We start from the raw sequence: 18664 nt of genomic DNA on the forward strand, positions 1-18664 counted from the left end.
TCCCCTGTGTGAGTACTATACCAATTTTCACAATTAAAATTGAAGCTGAATTTTTATTCACTTAAATTCAGCAACTATTTCATCCACTAAAAAATAAGTTATAACAAAATCATTTAGTTAAACGAAATAACACAAGTGTCTCAGTGTACAATACGCGAACTTAAGTACGTTTTAACAAAATAAAACCATTAAAAAAGAATAAAAAACCACGTTGATTTTTCACTCAAAAATACGAAAAGCTAAAACACAAAATTTAATCAACAAATAATACAAACTGAAAACATTGGCAAAAAATATTTAATTACAAAAACAACTCACTTTTCAAATACAATACCGCCCCTTTAAATATTAATCATCACTAATGGTTTCATTGAGCGCCAACAATGCAGTTAAAAAAACTATCTATTTCTAACCAAATAACGTTAAGTTTCACCTTACTCTTTGTCATTTTCATTAGCGTAGGTCTGATGAGCTACCAAGGGATGAAAGAAGTAAACGCCAATCTGAACTACATTGTCAGAACCAGCATTCCATCGATGGAAACCATCAAAGACATTAAAATTGACTTAGCAACGATACGTAAAGATGAGTTTAGTACTGCGTTAAACCCTGAAGACTCAGAGGTGCATAACTGGCTCGCTATTTTAAGAGATCTAAAGAAGTCATTAAATGACAAGATAGCAGCCTATCAGGCACTACCGGTTAGTCAGGGTGAGAGCATACTTCGTTAACGACCATTAACCGAAGATAAGCTCTGCTCTGAATTCATCGTCAAAGCTGGCCCGAACACACTTACCACGTATCGAATCTTTACGGCCTGTGTGCTGTTTTACCAGATTGCGAACGACCCGTCTGAACAGCGCCATGTTTTCCGCGGAAATCGGCTCACTGATCTGGCAAGCATCTTCCTTAAACACCACATCCAGTACCCAATGCTGCTGGTTCTCGATGTGCCAATGGTGGCGGATAGCTTTTTGTAACATCTGTGCATCAGGCTCAACTGAAGTGACATAAAAGTGCGTGTCTATTTTTGTTATAGACTCGGATTTTTTGTGCCTTTCAACCGCGATCAGCGAAGTAAGCCCAGGCCATTTTTCTCTTATCTCTTCAGGCAGATTGTCGGCCTTCAGAACATAAGTGATGCGTGTTTCCTGACGTCCATGACCATTGCTGACTTGTACATCTTCAGGCAAATTCTTTTCTTCTTCAAAGGCTGTTTCAAAACATGAAGTGACTGCTTTATAGAGTGTTTTCTGATTTGCTTTGACCTGAACCAGATAGTCAGCCCCTCTTGAAATCAATGCTGAAAGTGTCGCTTTCTGACAATGTAGTGCGTCTAGTGTGACGATAGAATCTGAAATATCGAGCACATCTAATAAGGCCCTAACTGCCGGTATCTCATTGGACTTATTTTCTACCGTTCGCTGATACAAAGTTAAACCAGACTCGCAATCAAAAGCAGACACCAAATGTAAGTTATCCTCACGCTTTTTACTGGCACCGCGCAGAGTTTTACCATCAAACGCAATGATTGGCTTACCAGACTGAGAGCGCTGTTCGTTGACCCAACTGAACAAGGCCAAAACCAGAGAGTCAGTTTCTACTGTTTTAAGAATACGTGCAATGCTATGTCGCGTTGGAATACCGTGCTTAAATGCTCTGAACTGCCTGAGCCAAGGCAGTTTACTGTGCCCGAACACCTCGATATCTTTCCAGCCTTCACAACCAGATAAAACCGCCGAGATGATAAGAAACAAAACATCAGCAAGATCATGATGTTGATTGATAGAAGAACGCTTATCTTCAACAAGTTCAAGGTGGCTAAATAACGACATAATTAACAAGTAGATAGTGATAATGTGAGCGTTATTAGATCAGAAAAGGACCGGATGTTAAAGCCTTTTTACAAAGTGTGATCCCGCCGTGACCGGTTAGTACAGAAGAAAAAGCACTATTTGACGCATTTATTAAGGCTTGGCAGCGATATGTCAATGCGACTTATCATTATGAAAACCTTATCCTAAGTGGCAACGCAAAAGAAGCAAATCGTATTATTTTGGATAGCTATCCACTGTTTGCCAACGCCATGTCTGAGCTTAGTGAACTGGAAGCACTAAATGATAGCAGTGTTGAAAATTCTGAGCGCTCGGCTATATCAGCAGTTAATAGCACCTTATTTACTTTGGCGATTTCTGGATTACTCGTTGCAGTAACCATAGTCATTATCTGTATGCTGTTGAGTAGAGCAATTAAGACGCCGCTTGCTTTATCGGTGGATCTTGCGAGTAAAATCGCCCGTGGTGAGCTAAATCACGCGATTACACTTGAAGATACAGGTAAGAACGAGCTCGGTTTATTGACCCAATCTTTAGAAAAAATGCGTTCACAGTTACACGCCTTAATCACCATGATCAATGACTCTGCCATTCAATTAACTGCAGCAGTAGAAGAAGTAAATGCTATTTCTTACCAAAATGCCCAAGGTATGAATGTACAACAAAATGAGCTGCAATCCGTCGCATCCGCGATGACACAAATGCAAGCTGCGATTAGTGAAGTAGCTAAAAGTACAGAAATGGGCGCTGAGTCAGCAAATCAGGCGAGTGAAAAAGCCAGAGAAGGCAGCGACGCACTTAAATCAAATATTAATCATATTTCAGACGTTGCACAAACAGTAACATCTGCAGGCGAGCTTGCCAATAATCTCGAGAAAAACTCACACAACATTAATGTGGTTGTTGACGTAATCAGAGAGATCGCGGAGCAAACGAATCTATTGGCATTAAATGCCGCCATTGAAGCTGCGCGTGCAGGCGCGCAAGGTCGTGGTTTTGCCGTTGTTGCGGATGAAGTTCGCTCACTGGCCCAACGCACTCAAGATTCAACCACGCAAATTGTTGAAATCGTCAACGACCTACAAACCAAGTCGAAGGAAACCGGCGTGGCAACCAAAAGCTGTGAACAAGGTATTGCACTTTGTGTTGAGCAATCAGAAGTCGCTGGCAATATGATCCATCAAATTGAATCTCAAATTGACAGCATCGCAGCGATGAGTACGCAAATCGCATCAGCTTGTCATCAGCAATCTGTGGTTTCAGAGGAGCTGAACAAAAATATCGAGACTATCAATTACTCGGCCGTTGAAATGACCGAAGGTGCCAACCAAACCGCGACGGCGTGTAATGAAATGAGTAAACTTGCCCACGACTTAAAGTCACAAGTCGACAAGTTTACGCTCTAAGATAGCTCCACTAAATTAGTTATGATAAATAGCGCTTACGCTTAGGTAACGGCTAAGCGCTATATCACGAAAGAGCTAAGTCATCAGAAAACTATGCTCGGTAACAGACATAGCAAAAGTTGATTGCTGCGCTCACTTCAAGGTTGATTCTACAAACCTCTTAGCCACCTCATGGTTACTATCTAATTGCAATAACTGTTGGTAAGTAACACGTGCATTGGTTTTATCTCCTTTACTAAGATACGCCTCGGCAAGACTGTCATAGGTATTCAAGCTTTTTGGGTGTGCCGCAACATTCAATTTGAAAAATTCAATTGCGGCGTCGTAATAACCGACTTCCAATAATTGATATCCAAAGCGATTTAGTTGGCGCTCACTCAGCCCCTTCCCTTCGCGAACCTGTTGTTGATAGTTTTTAATCGCAACTTCAACGCCGTCAGATAGACTCGTTGCAAAAAGCAGTCGATATGGACTTAACTTGGGCGCTGCTACAGCTTTACCTGCAAGTATTTCAAGTATGCCATCAACCATCTGTGTCAATGGTGCGCCGCCTGTATTATCCAGTAAAATAACAACCGTTTTGTCCTCCAATACTCTTGCAATCTTAGCCCCAAACCCTGGGATCCCACCGGCATGGTGAACCAGCGTTTTAATTTGACTGGCATCTTCTTTGTTGGTGATTTCCCAGCCAAACCCGTAATTTCTATGTTTAGAGGGGGTAAATAACAATGTCTTGGTCTCAGGCGTTAATAGTTTATCTGTGTATAATGCACGGTCCCACTTATACATATCTTGCACCGTTGAATACATTGCGCCCGCGGAAAAAGGCACTGTCATGTCAATAAAATCGGCATGTTTGAACCCCATCAACGTGGTATCGTAACCATTCGCTAGGCCTTTAATTACCTGCTTATGATCGGCAAATCCAGTTTCTTTCATATCTAGTGGTACTAATATTTGCTTTTCAAGTAGTTGCCAGTAACTTTTTCCACTCACAAGCTCAAGGATACGTCCAAGTATAGTGTAACCGGCATTGCTGTAACGAAACGCAGAGCCCGGCTCAAACAACAAGTTTCCTGAGCAGAAATGGTCGATAAGCTCATCGCGGTTATAAGGGTTGTGACTTTGCACCTGGCGAAATTCAGGGTGTTGAAACACGTCTGGTAGGCCTGATGTATGATTAAGTAACTGCCTTATGGTAATTTGGCCTCCCGTATCCTTTCGGTATGTAGGTAAATAACGGGAAATGTTGGCATCGAGCTCAATCTTTCCTGTCTCAACCAGCTGTAATACCAAAACCGCCGTAAACTGCTTAGTCACTGATGCTAGCTTAAATTTAGTGTTGGGCTGATTTTCTATTTGCCACTCTACATTCGCAAATCCATAACCCTGCTGAAGTAACACCTCAGATCCTCGAGCAACCAAAGCGGCACCATCAAACTCTTTAATTTGGTGATACTGCGCGATATAGTCATCTAGTTGTTTTTGCAGTTGAGTCGTCGCCTGAGCTGGCATAGAAAACAAGCATAAAAATAACAGTAAATGGGGTAATGCTTTCATGTAAATCCTTGTTTGTTGTTATGACGAGTCTTACTCTACGTATCTAATGTTGGCTTGCCAGTGTGCTTTGGTGACATTGCGTGACAGAACAATTAAAAGCATTTAAATCAATAAAATAAAAAATACAGGATTTATGACTTGCAGTATCAGTTGAATCAAAAATGGGACTTTGATGTATCTTCTCGCACCATTAGTCATCGCGATGTATCTCATGTACTGACACCGCTCGCGCATAGATTGTTGCTGAACCTGATTGAGCATGCACCTCACCTTGTGAGCCACCAGCAATTAGAACAACAAGTTTGGCTTGGTCGAGTCGTGACTCATGATGCGATTAAAAAACAAATAGCAAGGCTACGAAAGCTCCTTGAAGATGATGCCAATAAACCAGAATATATCGTGTCTGAACGCAGCTTCGGATACCGCTTTAGCGCAACCGTTGATAAGATAAATCATGAACCGCAAGCGCCAGCAGTAAAACGATTTACTACTCTAGCCGGCGGAAGTATTGGCCTAGCTCTGGCGTGTATAATCGGTATATATCACTCCCCTTTTACCTCACCATTTTCTTCAACAAGCTCAGACGCAACATTGAGCATCGCCCAGCAGCACTTTACCCAACAAACTTTAGAAGATAATTTACGGGCAATAGCGCTGTATCAGCAAAGCATCACAACATCACAAGATGTAGATGAGAGTTATAAGGGCTTGAGTCGAGCATTATTGAGTGACTATAGCTTATATAATCAGGTTGCAGATGCGCTGACGAGAAGCCGGATCAATACAGAAAAAGCGCTGGACTTAACACCCGATAGTCCATCGGCAAATCTGCTTTTGGCTCAAGTCCATACTCTTCAAGGGCATTACCATCAAGCACAAAAACTTCTAAATGACACCATAGCAAATACACCTAATTGGCCTTTGTTAAAGTCACATCTGGCCGAAACCTATCTCTTGCAAGGCAATACCATTGATGCATACCCACTAGCACGCCAAGCTTATGAGGCTTCTCCCAGCGAGCACAAGGTAGTTGCTAGCTACCTCCACTGCCTGCGCAAAATGCATATGGCCAACTGGTTTAACAAGGTACTTATCAACGCCAGCCCTGAAGTAAAGGGATCTCTTTGGATACAACTAGAACACGTCCAGTTTTTACAGCAACAAACGCAGCATAAAAAAGCCATCCAACACCTTAACTTATTAGCCAAAGCCGCGCCAAATGCTCAGACATTAAATTGGTTCACAGCCCTTTCTTATCTAAGTAACAATCATCATGATAAAGCGACCAATGTTTTAGCGCTGACTGTTGAAAAGCACGGTAAATATGCATTATTCAGTCAATTATACTTGTCACTCCTCACTGCTAAGCATCAATCAATAAGTAAATATACCGATGATATTGCCAACCAGATAAAGGCCGGCAACCAAGATCCTGAATTGGTCTTTAGCCTCGGTCTCATCAGCCTTTACCATCAGCAAAATGACAAGGCTCAGGACTATTTCGAACAGGCTATTCAACAGGGATTTAGTGACGCGTTTAGGTTTAAAGCATTGCCCTTCAACATCACAGCATATCAAGCTCATTTTGTAGATAGCATTGTTGAGCAGCTTACTCTGACTAACTTAAAGAAAAGAATAAAGCGCACACCAAAGTAGTCACTGTGCGCTGTATACCAATAAGTTAATTGGCAGGTCTTAGCGTTTCGATTACCTGAGCATCAACCCAAAAAATATCAGCATCTCTTGAAGGTGTGGTACGGTTAAAGAACAGATATTTGCCATCGGGTGTTACACTCGCTGACGCCTCCCGCGCACTCGTGTTTACTTTGTCTCCCAAATTAATCGCTTCGCCCCAACTACCGTCTTGCAAACGAAAGCTGATATAAAGATCTGAGTTACCAAACCCTGAATCTCGAACCCCGTCCCATATAATGTAAGAATCATCGGGCGCGATAAATGGATGTGCATTATAAAGGCCAGTGTTAATTTCAGGACCCAATTTAACCGGTCTTTGGCGTTGACCATTTTTCACCTCAGAGATCCTAATAACATCGCCACTTTTATAATCGTCAAACACATACGTACCACTCGCAGATGCACTTAACCGCATGATCCCCCAGCTTTCTTTATCAAACATAGGGCCTAGACTTTTGGCTTCAGACCACCTCCCCTCTCGACGCGTCATAACATATTTCCCCATATGCATGGTCACGCCATCTGGTGCTAGTAATGGCCTGCCAACTCTTGGACCAACAACCGTTTCATGCCACTGTTCACCTCGCTGCTCGTATGCCATTAAACTCCAACGGTTCACGTTCAGATCCTTTCGCGTAAAATAAAAGGTTTTCATGTCAGGAGAGAAAAACGCATTGTGATCTCTGTGCTCTGTTGACACCGTGCCAAGCGCAAATACTTGAGGTGTGTCCCCAGGAGGTGTTTGGCCAAGATAAGGACCGGATATAAGCTGCGCATAACTTTTAGCAGACATTGATATCATCAATAGCGCTAAACCAATGTTTATTTTCATTTTATTACTCACTTTCTTCGGTTAGAGATTATTTTTTTGAGAGTGGGTAAGGTAACAATTTCAGCAAAATTCTCTTGAATTTCTGATGATTTATTAATGACCTTTATCTGATTTCTACAGTTTCCCTTTACGTTTAAGCTCTTCTAATCGCTCCCGCTCCGCCAAAATCATCTTTAACATCTGAATGCGAAGCTCCGCTTCTTGCTGTTTAAATTCAGAGAGCTGCTCTTCAAGCACTTCCACTTCATCTACTTTTGTTTGGTCACGGTACTTTTTACTGCCTACGTGTTCGATTAAAGCTTGCTGCTCATCATTAACCGCGTCTGGGTGCTGTTCAACTTTCAAAAAGCGCTGCTCTTGGGATTGCATTAGCTTATTAATTCTTTCTTGGAGTTTACGAATTTGCGCTTGAATAAGGTCCATTGCCTTTTCTAAGTTTTCATAATCCTCTTTAAATACAGGGTTATCTTCTTTGTAACCAGCGGCTTCTTCATCAAGCTCTTTGGAGAGCATCGCGGGTACCTCTTGCTTTTCTTCCGCACCGCTTGGTGATTTCGTCTTTACCTGGTTGGAAGCAACTTGAGCCGAGCCTTGTGATTTCAATTCAGTCTGCTGCTTTAGCGGTGATAAGCCACCTTGATGTATTTGAATATCCATTTTCACTCCTTGGGATAGACACTGTTCGCTATACATATCGGAAAAACTGGATAAAACTTAATTAAATTTATGTTGTGCGTTCCTAATTTCGTTTCCGCTGTCTTCAAACTGACATCAACTCGCGACCAATTTGTCATAAATACCAGCAAAAATACTCGATAAGCTAACTCGGCTAGGAAGTATGTTGGTATAGCCTCTTTTTTTCGCGGGAGCGTTATGGAAAACAAGCAAATTGCGGTGGTAACTGGTGCCTTTGGTGGGATTGGTTCTGCTATTACGAAAACACTCATTGAAAAAGATTTTTTTGTTGTAGCGATAGCAAGCGAAAGGCGTAATGAGGCCGACTTTGATCTCTGGCTTAACACGCTACAAATAAATCCAGCGGCAGTAAAACCTTTATTTTTGGATGTGACTAATGCTGAGCAATGCCACACAGCGATGACTCAGGTCCTACAAGAATTTGGTAATATCGATCTACTCGTAAACAACGCCGGGATCACGCGCGACTCAGCGTTTAAAAAAATGACCCACGCGCAATGGAGCGAGGTGATCAACACCAATTTAAATTCCCTCTTTAATATGACCAACCCTGTCTTTGCGGCAATGTGCGCAAATAAGCAAGGTCGTATCGTTAATATCTCCAGCGTTAACGGCCTCAAAGGTCAGTTTGGGCAGGCTAATTATTCCGCCGCAAAAGCAGGCATGATTGGCTTTACCAAAGCGCTAGCCTATGAAGGTGCGAGAAGCGGTGTCACCGTCAATGCAGTAGCACCAGGCTACACAGAAACGCCTATGGTGAGCGCCATGCGTGAAGACGTATTAAATAGCATAAAAACACAAGTACCGATGCAGCGTTTAGCCACGCCTGACGAAGTTGCAGCTGCAGTTGCTTACTTAGCATCAAAAGAAGCCGGTTACATTACTGGCGAAACCCTGTCGCTCAATGGCGGCCTATATATGCAATAACCTAAATAACCTGAGCTTCGGATAATTAATGCCTTATCCAAACCTCAGGTTAAGTTCCACCGAGGGAGCGAGCTGTACCTGATGTTCGGTGGTGCTAACTGATCACTATCATCCATTGTGTTAATTTAATCGATAACAAGGAAAAGACCATGTACAGCGATTTATTCAAAACATTCAACGAACAAACTGAGCAATTCTTTGCACCAGCGGTACAGTTTAACCAAATCGTAGCAAAAAACATCGAAGCACTATCTAAAATTCAGCTGCACTCGGCTGAACAGATCACTAAAACATCCATTGAGCAGCTAAAGCAAGCGACTGAAATCAAAGATGCAAAATCTATGATGGATTTTAACGCAAGTCAGTTGAACGCGTTAAACGCACTAAGCCAACAGATGATCCAAGACGGTCAAAAGCTTTCTCAATTAGGCCAAGAATTTAAAGACAGCTTAGAATCTCTTGGTAAAGAAACGCTAAAAACAGCGAAAGCGCAATAACCTGCAATTTTGGGCGACTTAGGTCGCCTTACCCGTTCAAACAACACAAAGGATTTACCTGTATGGGCACTCAAGAAAATATTGAGCAAGGGTTAACTGCGTGGTGGCAATATAACCAAGAATTGTGGCAGCTCGCAGCGACAAATTTTAGTAAAGAGAATCCATTACAAAATGCATTAAATGAGCAAAACCAAGCCGACTTACAAAGTTGGCTCAGTGCACTCAATCAGCAACCGGAAACCTTTATTAAACAGCAAAATGCGTGGTGGCAAACTCAGTTTGCTATTTTTCAAAACAGTTTTATGCCACAAACTACAGATGAGAAAGAAGACATTATTAGCCCTGAGCGTGGAGACAAACGCTTTGTAGACCCAGATTGGCAAGAAAATCCTTGGTTTAACTACCTTAAACAAAGCTATCTTTGGTTTGGACAATCACTACAAAACACCATTGAAAATACTCCAGGTCTCGACCCAAAACTTAAAGAGCGATTAGCGTTTTTTGCAAGACAGTCCGTTAATTCAGTATCACCGAGCAACTTTGTTTCAACCAACCCAGAATTACTCAAGCTGACGCTAGAAAGTAACGGGCAAAATCTATTCGATGGACTGGCGCGCTTAAAAAAAGATTTAGCCAAAAGTACTGAAATGCTCCGAGTCAGCATGACCAATGAAAATGCGTATACACTTGGAGAAGACCTAGCTTGTACACCGGGTAGAGTGGTATTTCAAAACCACTTGTTTGAATTGATCCAATATCATCCGACTACGGAGCAAGTACACAAGACTCCCCTGCTTATCGTGCCGCCATTTGTTAATAAATACTATATTTTGGACTTGAGAGCAGATAACTCGATGGTTAAATGGGCACTTGAACAAGGTTATACCGTGTTAATGATGTCATGGAAAAACCCAGATCCAAGCATGGCAAATATTGCGTTTGACGACTATGTCGTCGACGGTGTGTTATGTGCTTTAGAGCAAACTGAAAAGCAAACAGGCGAAACGCAAATCCATACTGTGGGTTATTGTATCGGCGGTACTCTACTCACTACATGTATGGCCTATATTGCTGCTAAGCGCATCAAACAAAGAGTAAAAAGCGCAACCTTGCTGACCACGATTTTAGATTTCTCGCAGCCTGGAGAACTTGGCGCATTTATCAATGAGCCCACCATTAATGCGCTAGAACAGTATAATAATCAAAATGGCGTGATGTCAGGGCACCTGCTCGGTACTTCTTTTAGCATGCTGAGAGAAAACAGCTTGTATTGGAACTACTTCGTCAATAATTACCTCAAAGGCAAAGCGCCCGCCGACTTAGATTTACTCTACTGGAATAGTGATAGCACGAACCTAACAGCGGCCTGTCACAACTTTATTTTACGAGACTTATATCTCAATAATCTGCTTATTGAAGACAAGTCTGTCAGTATTCGTGGCACTAAAATTGACCTCAGTAAAGTAAAGCAACCTGTCTACTTTCTCTCTACCCGTGACGATCATATTGCGCTGTGGCAAGGCACTTTTGAGGGCGCCAAAAGACTCAGCAGCCCGCTCACCTTTGTGCTTGGGGAGTCAGGTCACATTGCCGGAGTAGTCAACCCGCCTAGTGCAAACAAATATGGTTATTGGTTTGATGGACAAGACCAAGACAACCCCGCCGAGTGGCTTGCCTCGGCAAAGCATGAAAGCGGGTCATGGTGGTCGCATTGGGCACAGTGGTTACATCAAATAAACCCAGATCAAGTCCCAGCCCGTGCCGCACAAAGTGATGAACAACCGGGGATTTATGATGCCCCCGGAGAATACGTCAAACAGAGTATTTAAGAAACTTACAATCAAATCAATTAGAGGCAAGCAATCTTGCTTCTAATATTTCCCGTTATTGACACATTCTATACATTCGGTCAGTCTAGGACACAAAAATATAGGGAAATAACATGATTGGATTTCTTATACTTGTTGCGGCGTTCTTAGCCTTTGTTGGCGTATTACAATATCAAAAAGTAAAAACGACGGCACGTAGACGTAGTTTTATTCAAGATTACGACCTCACACATTTAAGACCCAAACTCAGCCACCATTATCCAGAGCTTACTAATGAGCAACTGACACAAGTTGAGTTAGGTCTTAAGCAGTTTTTTCAAGCGAACTTATTGCTCGAAGATCAATCCTTAGCTATGCCCTCTCGGGTTGTCGATGCGCTGTGGCATGAATTTATTTTACACACCCAAGAGTATCACTCCTTTTGCTACGAGGCCTTTGACCGTTTCTTACATCATTGTCCATCTGAGGCAATGAAAGGGAAAAACAAAGCTCAACTCAGCCTACGTAAGACATGGCGAGCCTGCTGTAGCATCGAGCGCATATCCCCGCGAAGACCAGCTGCTTTACCTATATTATTCGCACTGGATGCCTTACTTAACATCCCAAATGGCTATTACTACTCGGCAACTGATTTTCGAGAACCCATTGCCAAAGGCGATTCCAGCACTACAACCTATGCCGGGCACATCGGGTGTACGTCAATGGACAGTGGCGACAGCAGCACCTCTTCCTCAAGCTCTTCAAACTCAAGTTGTAGTAGTGGCTCAAGTTGCGGTAGCGGCTGTAGTAGTTAAACACAAAGTATTTCTAGGATGCGGCCTTTTACATTCGTTAACGTTAAGGCCTTATATTGGCGCTAAAGATTAGCTACTATTTGTACCGGTTTAACTAGTTTTCTTTTGGTGATCCGGTGCCTATTTTCAACAAACATTACAGCCTGCTATTTTTAGCCTTACTGATGTCGGGATGCCACCAGCTGGGCGAAGGTCAATCTTTGTGGAGAATAGCCTCAGAAGGCATCATTTTTGATGGGCAGCTGCAAACGCATCTGTCAGCTCCCTCAATTCAATGTGAACAGTGTGAAGTCAAACGTCAGACCGATATGCGCCCTTCCGGTCCTGCGGATTACACATTGGTGTCAGAAAACCACAAACTCAAAGCGATTTGGGGTAAAAGTAGCAATGCCGCTTTATATATTCCAAATAACGCCGGAAGAACCTTAATAAACTTAGCACCAGATACGGAAACTGGTGTCTGGATCATGGACTTAGATAGTACACCAAAGCCACTTAAAGTCGGCAAAGTAAATTATGTGATGCTTGGCGCCGACACATATCAAGTAGTGATCAGTCCAAATTCACAGCGCACAAACTTCGAGTACGCCGTGCTTGTGAAATAGCTTTTACCGCGTTTCTAAAATAGTTACTGCATCCGGTTTGAGCCTAACTAGATTCATTCCCTCAGTGATTTTGCTTGCATCAAATATTTCACCGTTTTTGTGTGCTCTATGAGCCAAATAACGCTTCGTTTTCTCAATGTCTAACTCGAACTGCTCAAGTACTCCTGTCGCATAGGCTTGCTTTCCAATGGCGGACATAGGAAAAACCATATCGCCATCCCGTACCTTTACGTTTATTTCCTCGCCGTTATCTACTTTCAGTGTCATCCAACAGCCGCGTTTTTTACACACCTTGACCACTTCACCCGACAGCGTGATCTGACTCCCCACAAACTGCTCAGTATTTTTCAATACGTCTTTGCCCGCAACGAGCTTACTCATGTCTGCACCACCGCCAAACTGGGTATCACTTGCATAAGATAAAGTGCTAAGCAATGCCAACATCAGCAGCAACCTATTTTGTAATTTCATAAAACCTCCTTCTCAAAAATTACAGCCAGTATAAATAAAAATTCTGACTTTACGCCCAAGCCGTTCAGTTAACATGATGCTGTACTGTTAGCTAGGCTAGCTTAAGCAACTACAACTCGTAAAGCAACAAAGGAGTTGTAGTTGTTTTCTTGCATTTTTGACATGTTTTGATGTCGTCATAATAAAAAAGTGATACAGTTTTTTAATTAAAAAATACTCAATGTATATCACTCAAAACCAGCAATGTTTAACACACTTCTTATTAGCCAACAGAGGAAACATGGATAAAAGCTTTTTAAAAAAAACCCTTGCTGTAGCAATTCCCCTCTTTATTTTCTACAGTTGGTATAGCTCATACGAATCCCAATCAACAGGTGAAGCTATTTTAAAAGAAGTGTCTCAACTATCAGTTCAAGAGATTGAATCAATTTCAAAATGGGATACAAACATTGGACAGGAGAGACAGCAGTTCAATATTCCAGATAAGATACTTCAGGAGTTTTTGTATTCGCTTGACGACGCACGCTCTGCCATGTTTATTAGAAGCCCTTCTCCATATGAAAAAGTATTTATTAGAATAAGAACAAAGGCAGACACTTACGATCTCGAATTTTTAGTTCACGAGAACGAGGATAAGGCAATAAATTTTCACCTAGTGAAAAGGCGTTGGTTTGGCGCCAGTAGCTTCACTCAAGAAAATTTCGGAAGCTTTAGAAGTAAAGAGCTTAGACGCTTTCTCGCCCAAATTAAGTAACAATTGTTGTCTATTCAATGGATAAGAATTTTTCAATTCAGGATTTGCTTTTTCTGTGCCAGATAAATTGAACTCGTAGTTAGACAAGCGGTACTAATGCCATAAAACTCAGTGTTACGTTTATCTTCTCGCTTAGTCCAATTCGTCGTTTGTACTTGTCTATCAGTTGATAAATAAGTCAATCTAGTTGCAACCTACCCTCACATAACTTTCTTTCTCGCTTTGCTGCAATTGCTTATGAATAAAACCTATCTTGTCGTAAAGCGTTTGAGGGGAAGTATCTAAATGTATTATGATCCTCCTCAGCTATGTGTGCATCAATATCAGATCGAACAACCTAATATTGCTCTCAGGTCTCTTTTGCTTTCGGGACTGCTTACCAACCGTTAAAGTTTTTCGACAATGATTGCACTCATACCTAGATATTCCAGCACCTTTATACCCACGCTTTTTAACACTAGGCTTGAATTAGCTCTCCATTGGCTATTCGGTCCTTACAAGCCATGCATAAAAAGCGCTGGTGCATTGCCATTAAAGTTTTCGTCAGATAAAGCTCGATGTGTAGCATTCTCAGGGGGTGCATTTAGTAAACTTACAACTCTTTACTTGCAATCATTTATACGGTTTTGGGAAGGAGAGCCACCCCTTCTGGCTAGATTTCTTTCTCACAAAAAAAAAGCACCATAACTAAGTTAACTAACTCAGTTATAGTGCATCTTTATTAAATATTAAGCCGATAGCACCACATTAGCTGAACGGCTTGTTTTACGTCGACATTTTTAACATCATTTGATTTTTGCTCGTTATAGTTTTTTCAGCTTCATATCAGTGCCAAATACAAGGCCATGATCCGCAACATCCATACTAAACTCAAACACCATATTTTGCTGTAAAAGCGCATCAATACTATCAGGCATTGGTTGACCAGTCGCTTTTGCCGCTTCTAACATTGGTGCTAAAAATGCTTGCATATCCATGCTGAAATGCGTCATGCCATTAGTTTCTAACGCTTGGCCTGCCATTTTCTCAGCAATAACTGTCGCCTTTTCACCCGTAAACAACACCAAGTGATCGCCTTTAACTGCCAGTTTGATATCCACATCTAAAGGCTGTGGAGATGGAATGTACTGGTTAATTGAAACAGGTGTGCCATCTTCTGGGATTTGAATTTGACCCAGCATAGGTGCAAGCCCTTTCACCGTATTAACAAGTACTAAAGGATCTTCGGCAGACAATGTGACTAGAGCATCAAACGTTTTAGGTTCCGGCATGCCTTGGTCGTTTGGCTCCATAACAAGATCAAAAACGGATGCACTCACGCCTTTAACCGAGTTCGCCATGCCTGTCATCATCGCAATAGCCATTGGACTGTTTTGTTTCGCTTGCTGCTGTAGTGCAACGAGTTCAGAACACTTGAATTCAGCTTTGGTAAAGCGGCCCCAAAGGGTGTTTACAAGCGGCGCAACTTTTGCAACATCAACACCATAGCCAAACCCTAGTACTTTCTCTTCGCCGTTGGTGACGTGCGCAGGAATAAAGCCACGGATCGACCCAAGCGCTTTCATCAGTTCAGCATCTTTACCCACCACCACAGTATCAACTTCAAAGTCGATTGCGGAATTAGTAAATTGGATATTCTTGGTACCCAACACCGTTGCAGGCCACAGATTTGCGATTTCACTGTAGTCCGCCTGACATTCAGGAGCACGTACCGCTGCTAATTTCTCAGTATCACCGCCCAGCTGCAAGATGTTGTCTAACATACGAGTCAAATCAGACTGCTTATTTGCAGTAATACCATCGACGATAGCCACATGGTTCAAAAATGCAATTGACGAACCATCAAAACCAAACTGCGTGTTGTATTGCTCAAGTTTGCCAGATTGCGCCAGTGACTGGGCTGGTTTGGCAATACCCAAAGCGACTTTTAAATCCGCTTCGGTGTTAATTGGCGTGTTAAATGTCGTCGTTACCCATTGACCCTGCACGGATGTGATAAGCTCAACCTTAGCTTCTGGCGCGAACTCAAGCTGATAACGCGTTAATGCAACGCCATCAAGCGTATCTTCTTGGTATGTGATTTCGGCATCTTTTGCAGCCATTTTTATTGTGCGCTGAAAAGCTTCAGGATCTGCAAGCTCATAACGCAGTGTCGGTAACAAACCAACGGTGTAGAATACACTTCTAACTGTCTCACCCATACCTAAGATAGCTTTCATTTGCTCAGGGGATGTCATCGCTAGATTGTACTGCTCTAATAGCGTTGCCAGAAAATTAAGATGTTTGTCATTTTCTTTTCTAAGCAGCCCAGTTACTTCTTCAAGATCTTGTACTTTTCTAAGCGCTTCAGGCATAAAAGATAAATATTTTTGCTGCTCAAAAGGCGTTAATTGCCCCCAAAATACAGCGGTATCAGCCGGAACATATTCCAGTTGTTCCATCGCAATGCTTGAAGAAGATGATTGAGTGGTTACATAAGCACCAACGGCAATAGCCACAGCACCTAAGCCAACGAGAAGTTTTGTATTCATAATTGATTCCTTGTTATCACCACGGTACATAGCCAAACACGTGGTAAATTTATTCTTCCCTACGAACCGCAACGATTGCGCGCGTCAGAGGTCGTTGCATAAAGACAGTTGCATGTCCAAAAATGCAGCGGTATTGTACCTCGATTATTGTCTCAATTCCATTAATTGTGAATAGTCAAGCTATTCTCAATATTCGGTCAGTTTTAAAATGAGCTTGATCGTTACATCAATAACCACCAAGCTCTCATTTACAGGGTTATTGACTTACTGCTTGTAGAGTCAATCCTGAAAAAGCAGCGTAACCATAGAGTCCAATATGCCAAGTTCCCGCATTTGGATTGGTGATTGTGCACGTTTCATTATTGCCATTTTCATAAGGCCGACACTCGTAGGTATTACTATTTGGTTGTTGACCAAAACGCAGATATAAATCAGCATCTCCAGTACCACCCGATCCCTTTACTTGCAGGCTCTGTGTTCCCTGTGCCACGTCAAAAGTATAATACTGCCACTGACCTTTACTGGCGGATTGATCCAACCATTGCTGGCTATTACCTTGATCTGGAGGAGTGTCAGTATAAACCGTAGCCGTTAGCGCAACGCCTGAATAACTCTCATAGCCATCAAGCATGACATAGTAACGACCTGTTTGTACTGGAGTAATCGTACAGACTTCATTATTACCTGATTTATAGGGTCGACAATCGTAGTTTTGTGTCGTTGGCTCCGCATTAAAGCGCACATACATATCTACATCACCACTGCCGCCCGCCGTTTCAACTTTTAGCTGCGTTGCTCCTGTTGGCACATCAATGTAATAAAGTGCCTGAGAAGACTTAGCACCAGTGACATTCGCTTGTGTTTGACCACTGATAAGTTCAATTGCAGCTGGCGGCTCAACAATGGGAGTTTCTATCACAGATAGATTATTGCTTGCTTTGATCAGATTCAGTTCATCACCAATTTCAGCGGCGTACCACCATGTCATATTCATAGGTAACGCGAGCGGATCGGCATCTCGCTGCGCTTTAGATAACGCGGTTGCATTACTTGAAAACTCAGCAGTTCGAACAGTAAGCTTATCATTTGTCACACTCAACACTTTAAACTGTTGAATACTCGCAAGGTCGATAGTCCAGCTTTTTGGATCATTGGCGCTTCTCGCCGGTGCACCCCAGCTTCCCTCACCCACATAAACGGTGCCGCCTTGGGTCGTTGCAGTAAAGCCATTGCTGGTAGGCGTTAGTGCGTAAGTCAGTTTATTGATATGAGTATCGGACTCTACCACTAAGTTCATCGCATTATTATAGAAGTCTTGTGCCCACCAAGTGTGTAATATGGTGTTGTCTGACTTACCTGAATAGTGAGGATACATAGGCTTATGATACTGAGCGATACGCCACGTTGCGCTGTTGCCCTGAGACTGTAAGTCGCTTTTCAGCCAATTGTTCATCGCTGTGGCATAGCTCGACCAGCCACTATTTTTAAATTGGCTATTTAAGGTATAAACCCTTAACAGCCCCGCCACGTTAAAAGCACCATAGGTATCTTTTGCTGTACACGCACCATCTTGGTCATAATCTACGCCAAATACTTCGCATAGCGTTTTGTAGTTATCGTCTTCGTGATTGCCATGTGTTGCTACGAATGGATAAATTCGTTTGTATGCAAGGCCATCAATCAAATCATCCGAAAAGGTTACTTGCCAATCTTTTAAGTATTCACGCATTTCAGAAACGGAGTTTGCATTGGTGTAGTCGCCACCATGCATAATAAATAGCGGTCGAATTTTAGCGATCAACTCATTACCTTTACGGCGCGTTGTCCAACCTGTGCGCGTATCACCACCAGCTACAGCAGTGATCCCTGATGCCGTTTGCGGCGCAGTTCTGAACCACAAACGCTGACCGCAACCTTGTGAATCACAAACACGATAATACACCGCACTATCTGGGGTTAAACCGGTTAATTTCACAAATGAACTTGAGAGGCCACCGTCAAAGGTATGCGTTGCGCTGACTGCTGCGCTTTGCCAACTCTGCTCATCCGTTGTGCTGCCATATTTAACAATATGGTTAGTGCCTGATGTGGGTGTAAACCCTATTGTTGCTGAAGTACTTGGACTGGTGTCCCACACAAGACGATGGTAGTCACTCGCAGCAAAACTGCTACAAGATAGACCAGCTGCAACCACAAAAGTTGCCATTTGAGTATATTTCATTTCCTTGGTTC

At 42.5% G+C, this 18664-nt stretch carries 16 protein-coding genes; 9 read left to right on the top strand and 7 right to left on the bottom strand.

Annotated features, from left to right (window positions below; all coding sequences use genetic code 11):
* Positions 1-383: 383 nt before the first annotated feature.
* Complete coding sequence (locus JJQ94_RS18565; protein WP_236596515.1) at positions 384-731, top strand: MCP four helix bundle domain-containing protein; 348 nt, start codon at positions 384-386, stop codon at positions 729-731.
* Between the two features lie 6 nt (positions 732-737).
* Here JJQ94_RS18565 and JJQ94_RS18570 read toward each other — a convergent pair whose 3' ends face one another.
* Positions 738-1835: an ISAs1 family transposase gene (locus tag JJQ94_RS18570; protein WP_201435432.1), complete on the bottom strand. Its 1098-nt coding sequence runs from the start codon at positions 1833-1835 to the stop codon at positions 738-740.
* A gap of 221 nt (positions 1836-2056) precedes the next feature.
* Between JJQ94_RS18570 and JJQ94_RS18575 the strand changes: the two genes are divergently transcribed.
* Entirely contained in the window at positions 2057-3241 is a 1185-nt protein-coding gene (locus JJQ94_RS18575) for a methyl-accepting chemotaxis protein (protein ID WP_236596516.1), read from the top strand.
* A 132-nt stretch (positions 3242-3373) separates the two neighbouring features.
* Here JJQ94_RS18575 and JJQ94_RS18580 read toward each other — a convergent pair whose 3' ends face one another.
* Positions 3374-4801, bottom strand: a complete 1428-nt coding sequence (locus tag JJQ94_RS18580; protein ID WP_099031605.1) for a serine hydrolase — start codon at positions 4799-4801, stop codon at positions 3374-3376.
* A gap of 138 nt (positions 4802-4939) precedes the next feature.
* Between JJQ94_RS18580 and JJQ94_RS18585 the strand changes: the two genes are divergently transcribed.
* A complete protein-coding gene (locus tag JJQ94_RS18585) occupies positions 4940-6457 on the top strand; it encodes a winged helix-turn-helix domain-containing protein (RefSeq protein WP_099031604.1) in 1518 nt (505 codons plus the stop codon).
* A gap of 25 nt (positions 6458-6482) precedes the next feature.
* Here the strand turns inward: JJQ94_RS18585 and JJQ94_RS18590 are convergent, their stop codons facing one another.
* Together JJQ94_RS18590 and JJQ94_RS18595 are read right to left on the bottom strand one after the other, a co-directional pair.
* Entirely contained in the window at positions 6483-7328 is an 846-nt protein-coding gene (locus JJQ94_RS18590) for a PD40 domain-containing protein (RefSeq protein WP_099031603.1), read from the bottom strand.
* Positions 7329-7442: 114 nt separating this feature from the next.
* On the bottom strand, positions 7443-7985 hold the full coding sequence (locus JJQ94_RS18595) for a hypothetical protein (RefSeq protein WP_099031602.1): 543 nt from the start codon (positions 7983-7985) through the stop codon (positions 7443-7445).
* Between the two features lie 216 nt (positions 7986-8201).
* Between JJQ94_RS18595 and JJQ94_RS18600 the strand changes: the two genes are divergently transcribed.
* The 5 genes from JJQ94_RS18600 to JJQ94_RS18620 all read left to right on the top strand — a co-directional run bounded on the left by JJQ94_RS18600 (position 8202) and on the right by JJQ94_RS18620 (position 12676).
* Positions 8202-8951 carry an SDR family oxidoreductase gene (locus tag JJQ94_RS18600; protein WP_099031601.1) on the top strand — a complete coding sequence of 250 codons (750 nt, stop codon included), beginning with the start codon at positions 8202-8204 and terminating at the stop codon, positions 8949-8951.
* A gap of 149 nt (positions 8952-9100) precedes the next feature.
* Positions 9101-9448, top strand: a complete 348-nt coding sequence (locus tag JJQ94_RS18605) for a phasin family protein (RefSeq protein WP_017216260.1) — start codon at positions 9101-9103, stop codon at positions 9446-9448.
* Between the two features lie 62 nt (positions 9449-9510).
* Positions 9511-11277 (top strand): class I poly(R)-hydroxyalkanoic acid synthase, encoded by a 1767-nt coding sequence (phaC, locus tag JJQ94_RS18610; RefSeq protein ID WP_099031600.1) that lies wholly within the window; start codon positions 9511-9513, stop codon positions 11275-11277.
* A 113-nt stretch (positions 11278-11390) separates the two neighbouring features.
* Positions 11391-12071 carry a glycine-rich domain-containing protein gene (locus JJQ94_RS18615; RefSeq protein ID WP_099031599.1) on the top strand — a complete coding sequence of 227 codons (681 nt, stop codon included), beginning with the start codon at positions 11391-11393 and terminating at the stop codon, positions 12069-12071.
* Between the two features lie 116 nt (positions 12072-12187).
* Positions 12188-12676 carry a hypothetical protein gene (locus JJQ94_RS18620; RefSeq protein ID WP_099031598.1) on the top strand — a complete coding sequence of 163 codons (489 nt, stop codon included), beginning with the start codon at positions 12188-12190 and terminating at the stop codon, positions 12674-12676.
* A 3-nt stretch (positions 12677-12679) separates the two neighbouring features.
* Here the strand turns inward: JJQ94_RS18620 and JJQ94_RS18625 are convergent, their stop codons facing one another.
* A complete protein-coding gene (locus JJQ94_RS18625; RefSeq protein ID WP_099031597.1) occupies positions 12680-13147 on the bottom strand; it encodes a DUF4920 domain-containing protein in 468 nt (155 codons plus the stop codon).
* Between the two features lie 280 nt (positions 13148-13427).
* On the opposite strand from JJQ94_RS18625, the gene JJQ94_RS18630 reads away from it, so the two are divergent.
* Positions 13428-13901 carry a hypothetical protein gene (locus JJQ94_RS18630; protein WP_099031596.1) on the top strand — a complete coding sequence of 158 codons (474 nt, stop codon included), beginning with the start codon at positions 13428-13430 and terminating at the stop codon, positions 13899-13901.
* A gap of 803 nt (positions 13902-14704) precedes the next feature.
* On the opposite strand, the gene JJQ94_RS18635 is transcribed toward JJQ94_RS18630, so the two are convergent.
* Both JJQ94_RS18635 and JJQ94_RS18640 read right to left on the bottom strand, forming a co-directional pair.
* Positions 14705-16432: a hypothetical protein gene (locus JJQ94_RS18635; RefSeq protein WP_099031595.1), complete on the bottom strand. Its 1728-nt coding sequence runs from the start codon at positions 16430-16432 to the stop codon at positions 14705-14707.
* 256 nt (positions 16433-16688) lie between these two features.
* Positions 16689-18653, bottom strand: coding sequence for a pre-peptidase C-terminal domain-containing protein (locus tag JJQ94_RS18640; RefSeq protein ID WP_099031594.1), 1965 nt, complete (start codon positions 18651-18653; stop codon positions 16689-16691).
* Positions 18654-18664: the final 11 nt, after the last annotated feature.

The sequence above is a fragment of the Pseudoalteromonas sp. GCY genome (assembly GCF_016695175.1).
Classification (GTDB): domain Bacteria; phylum Pseudomonadota; class Gammaproteobacteria; order Enterobacterales; family Alteromonadaceae; genus Pseudoalteromonas.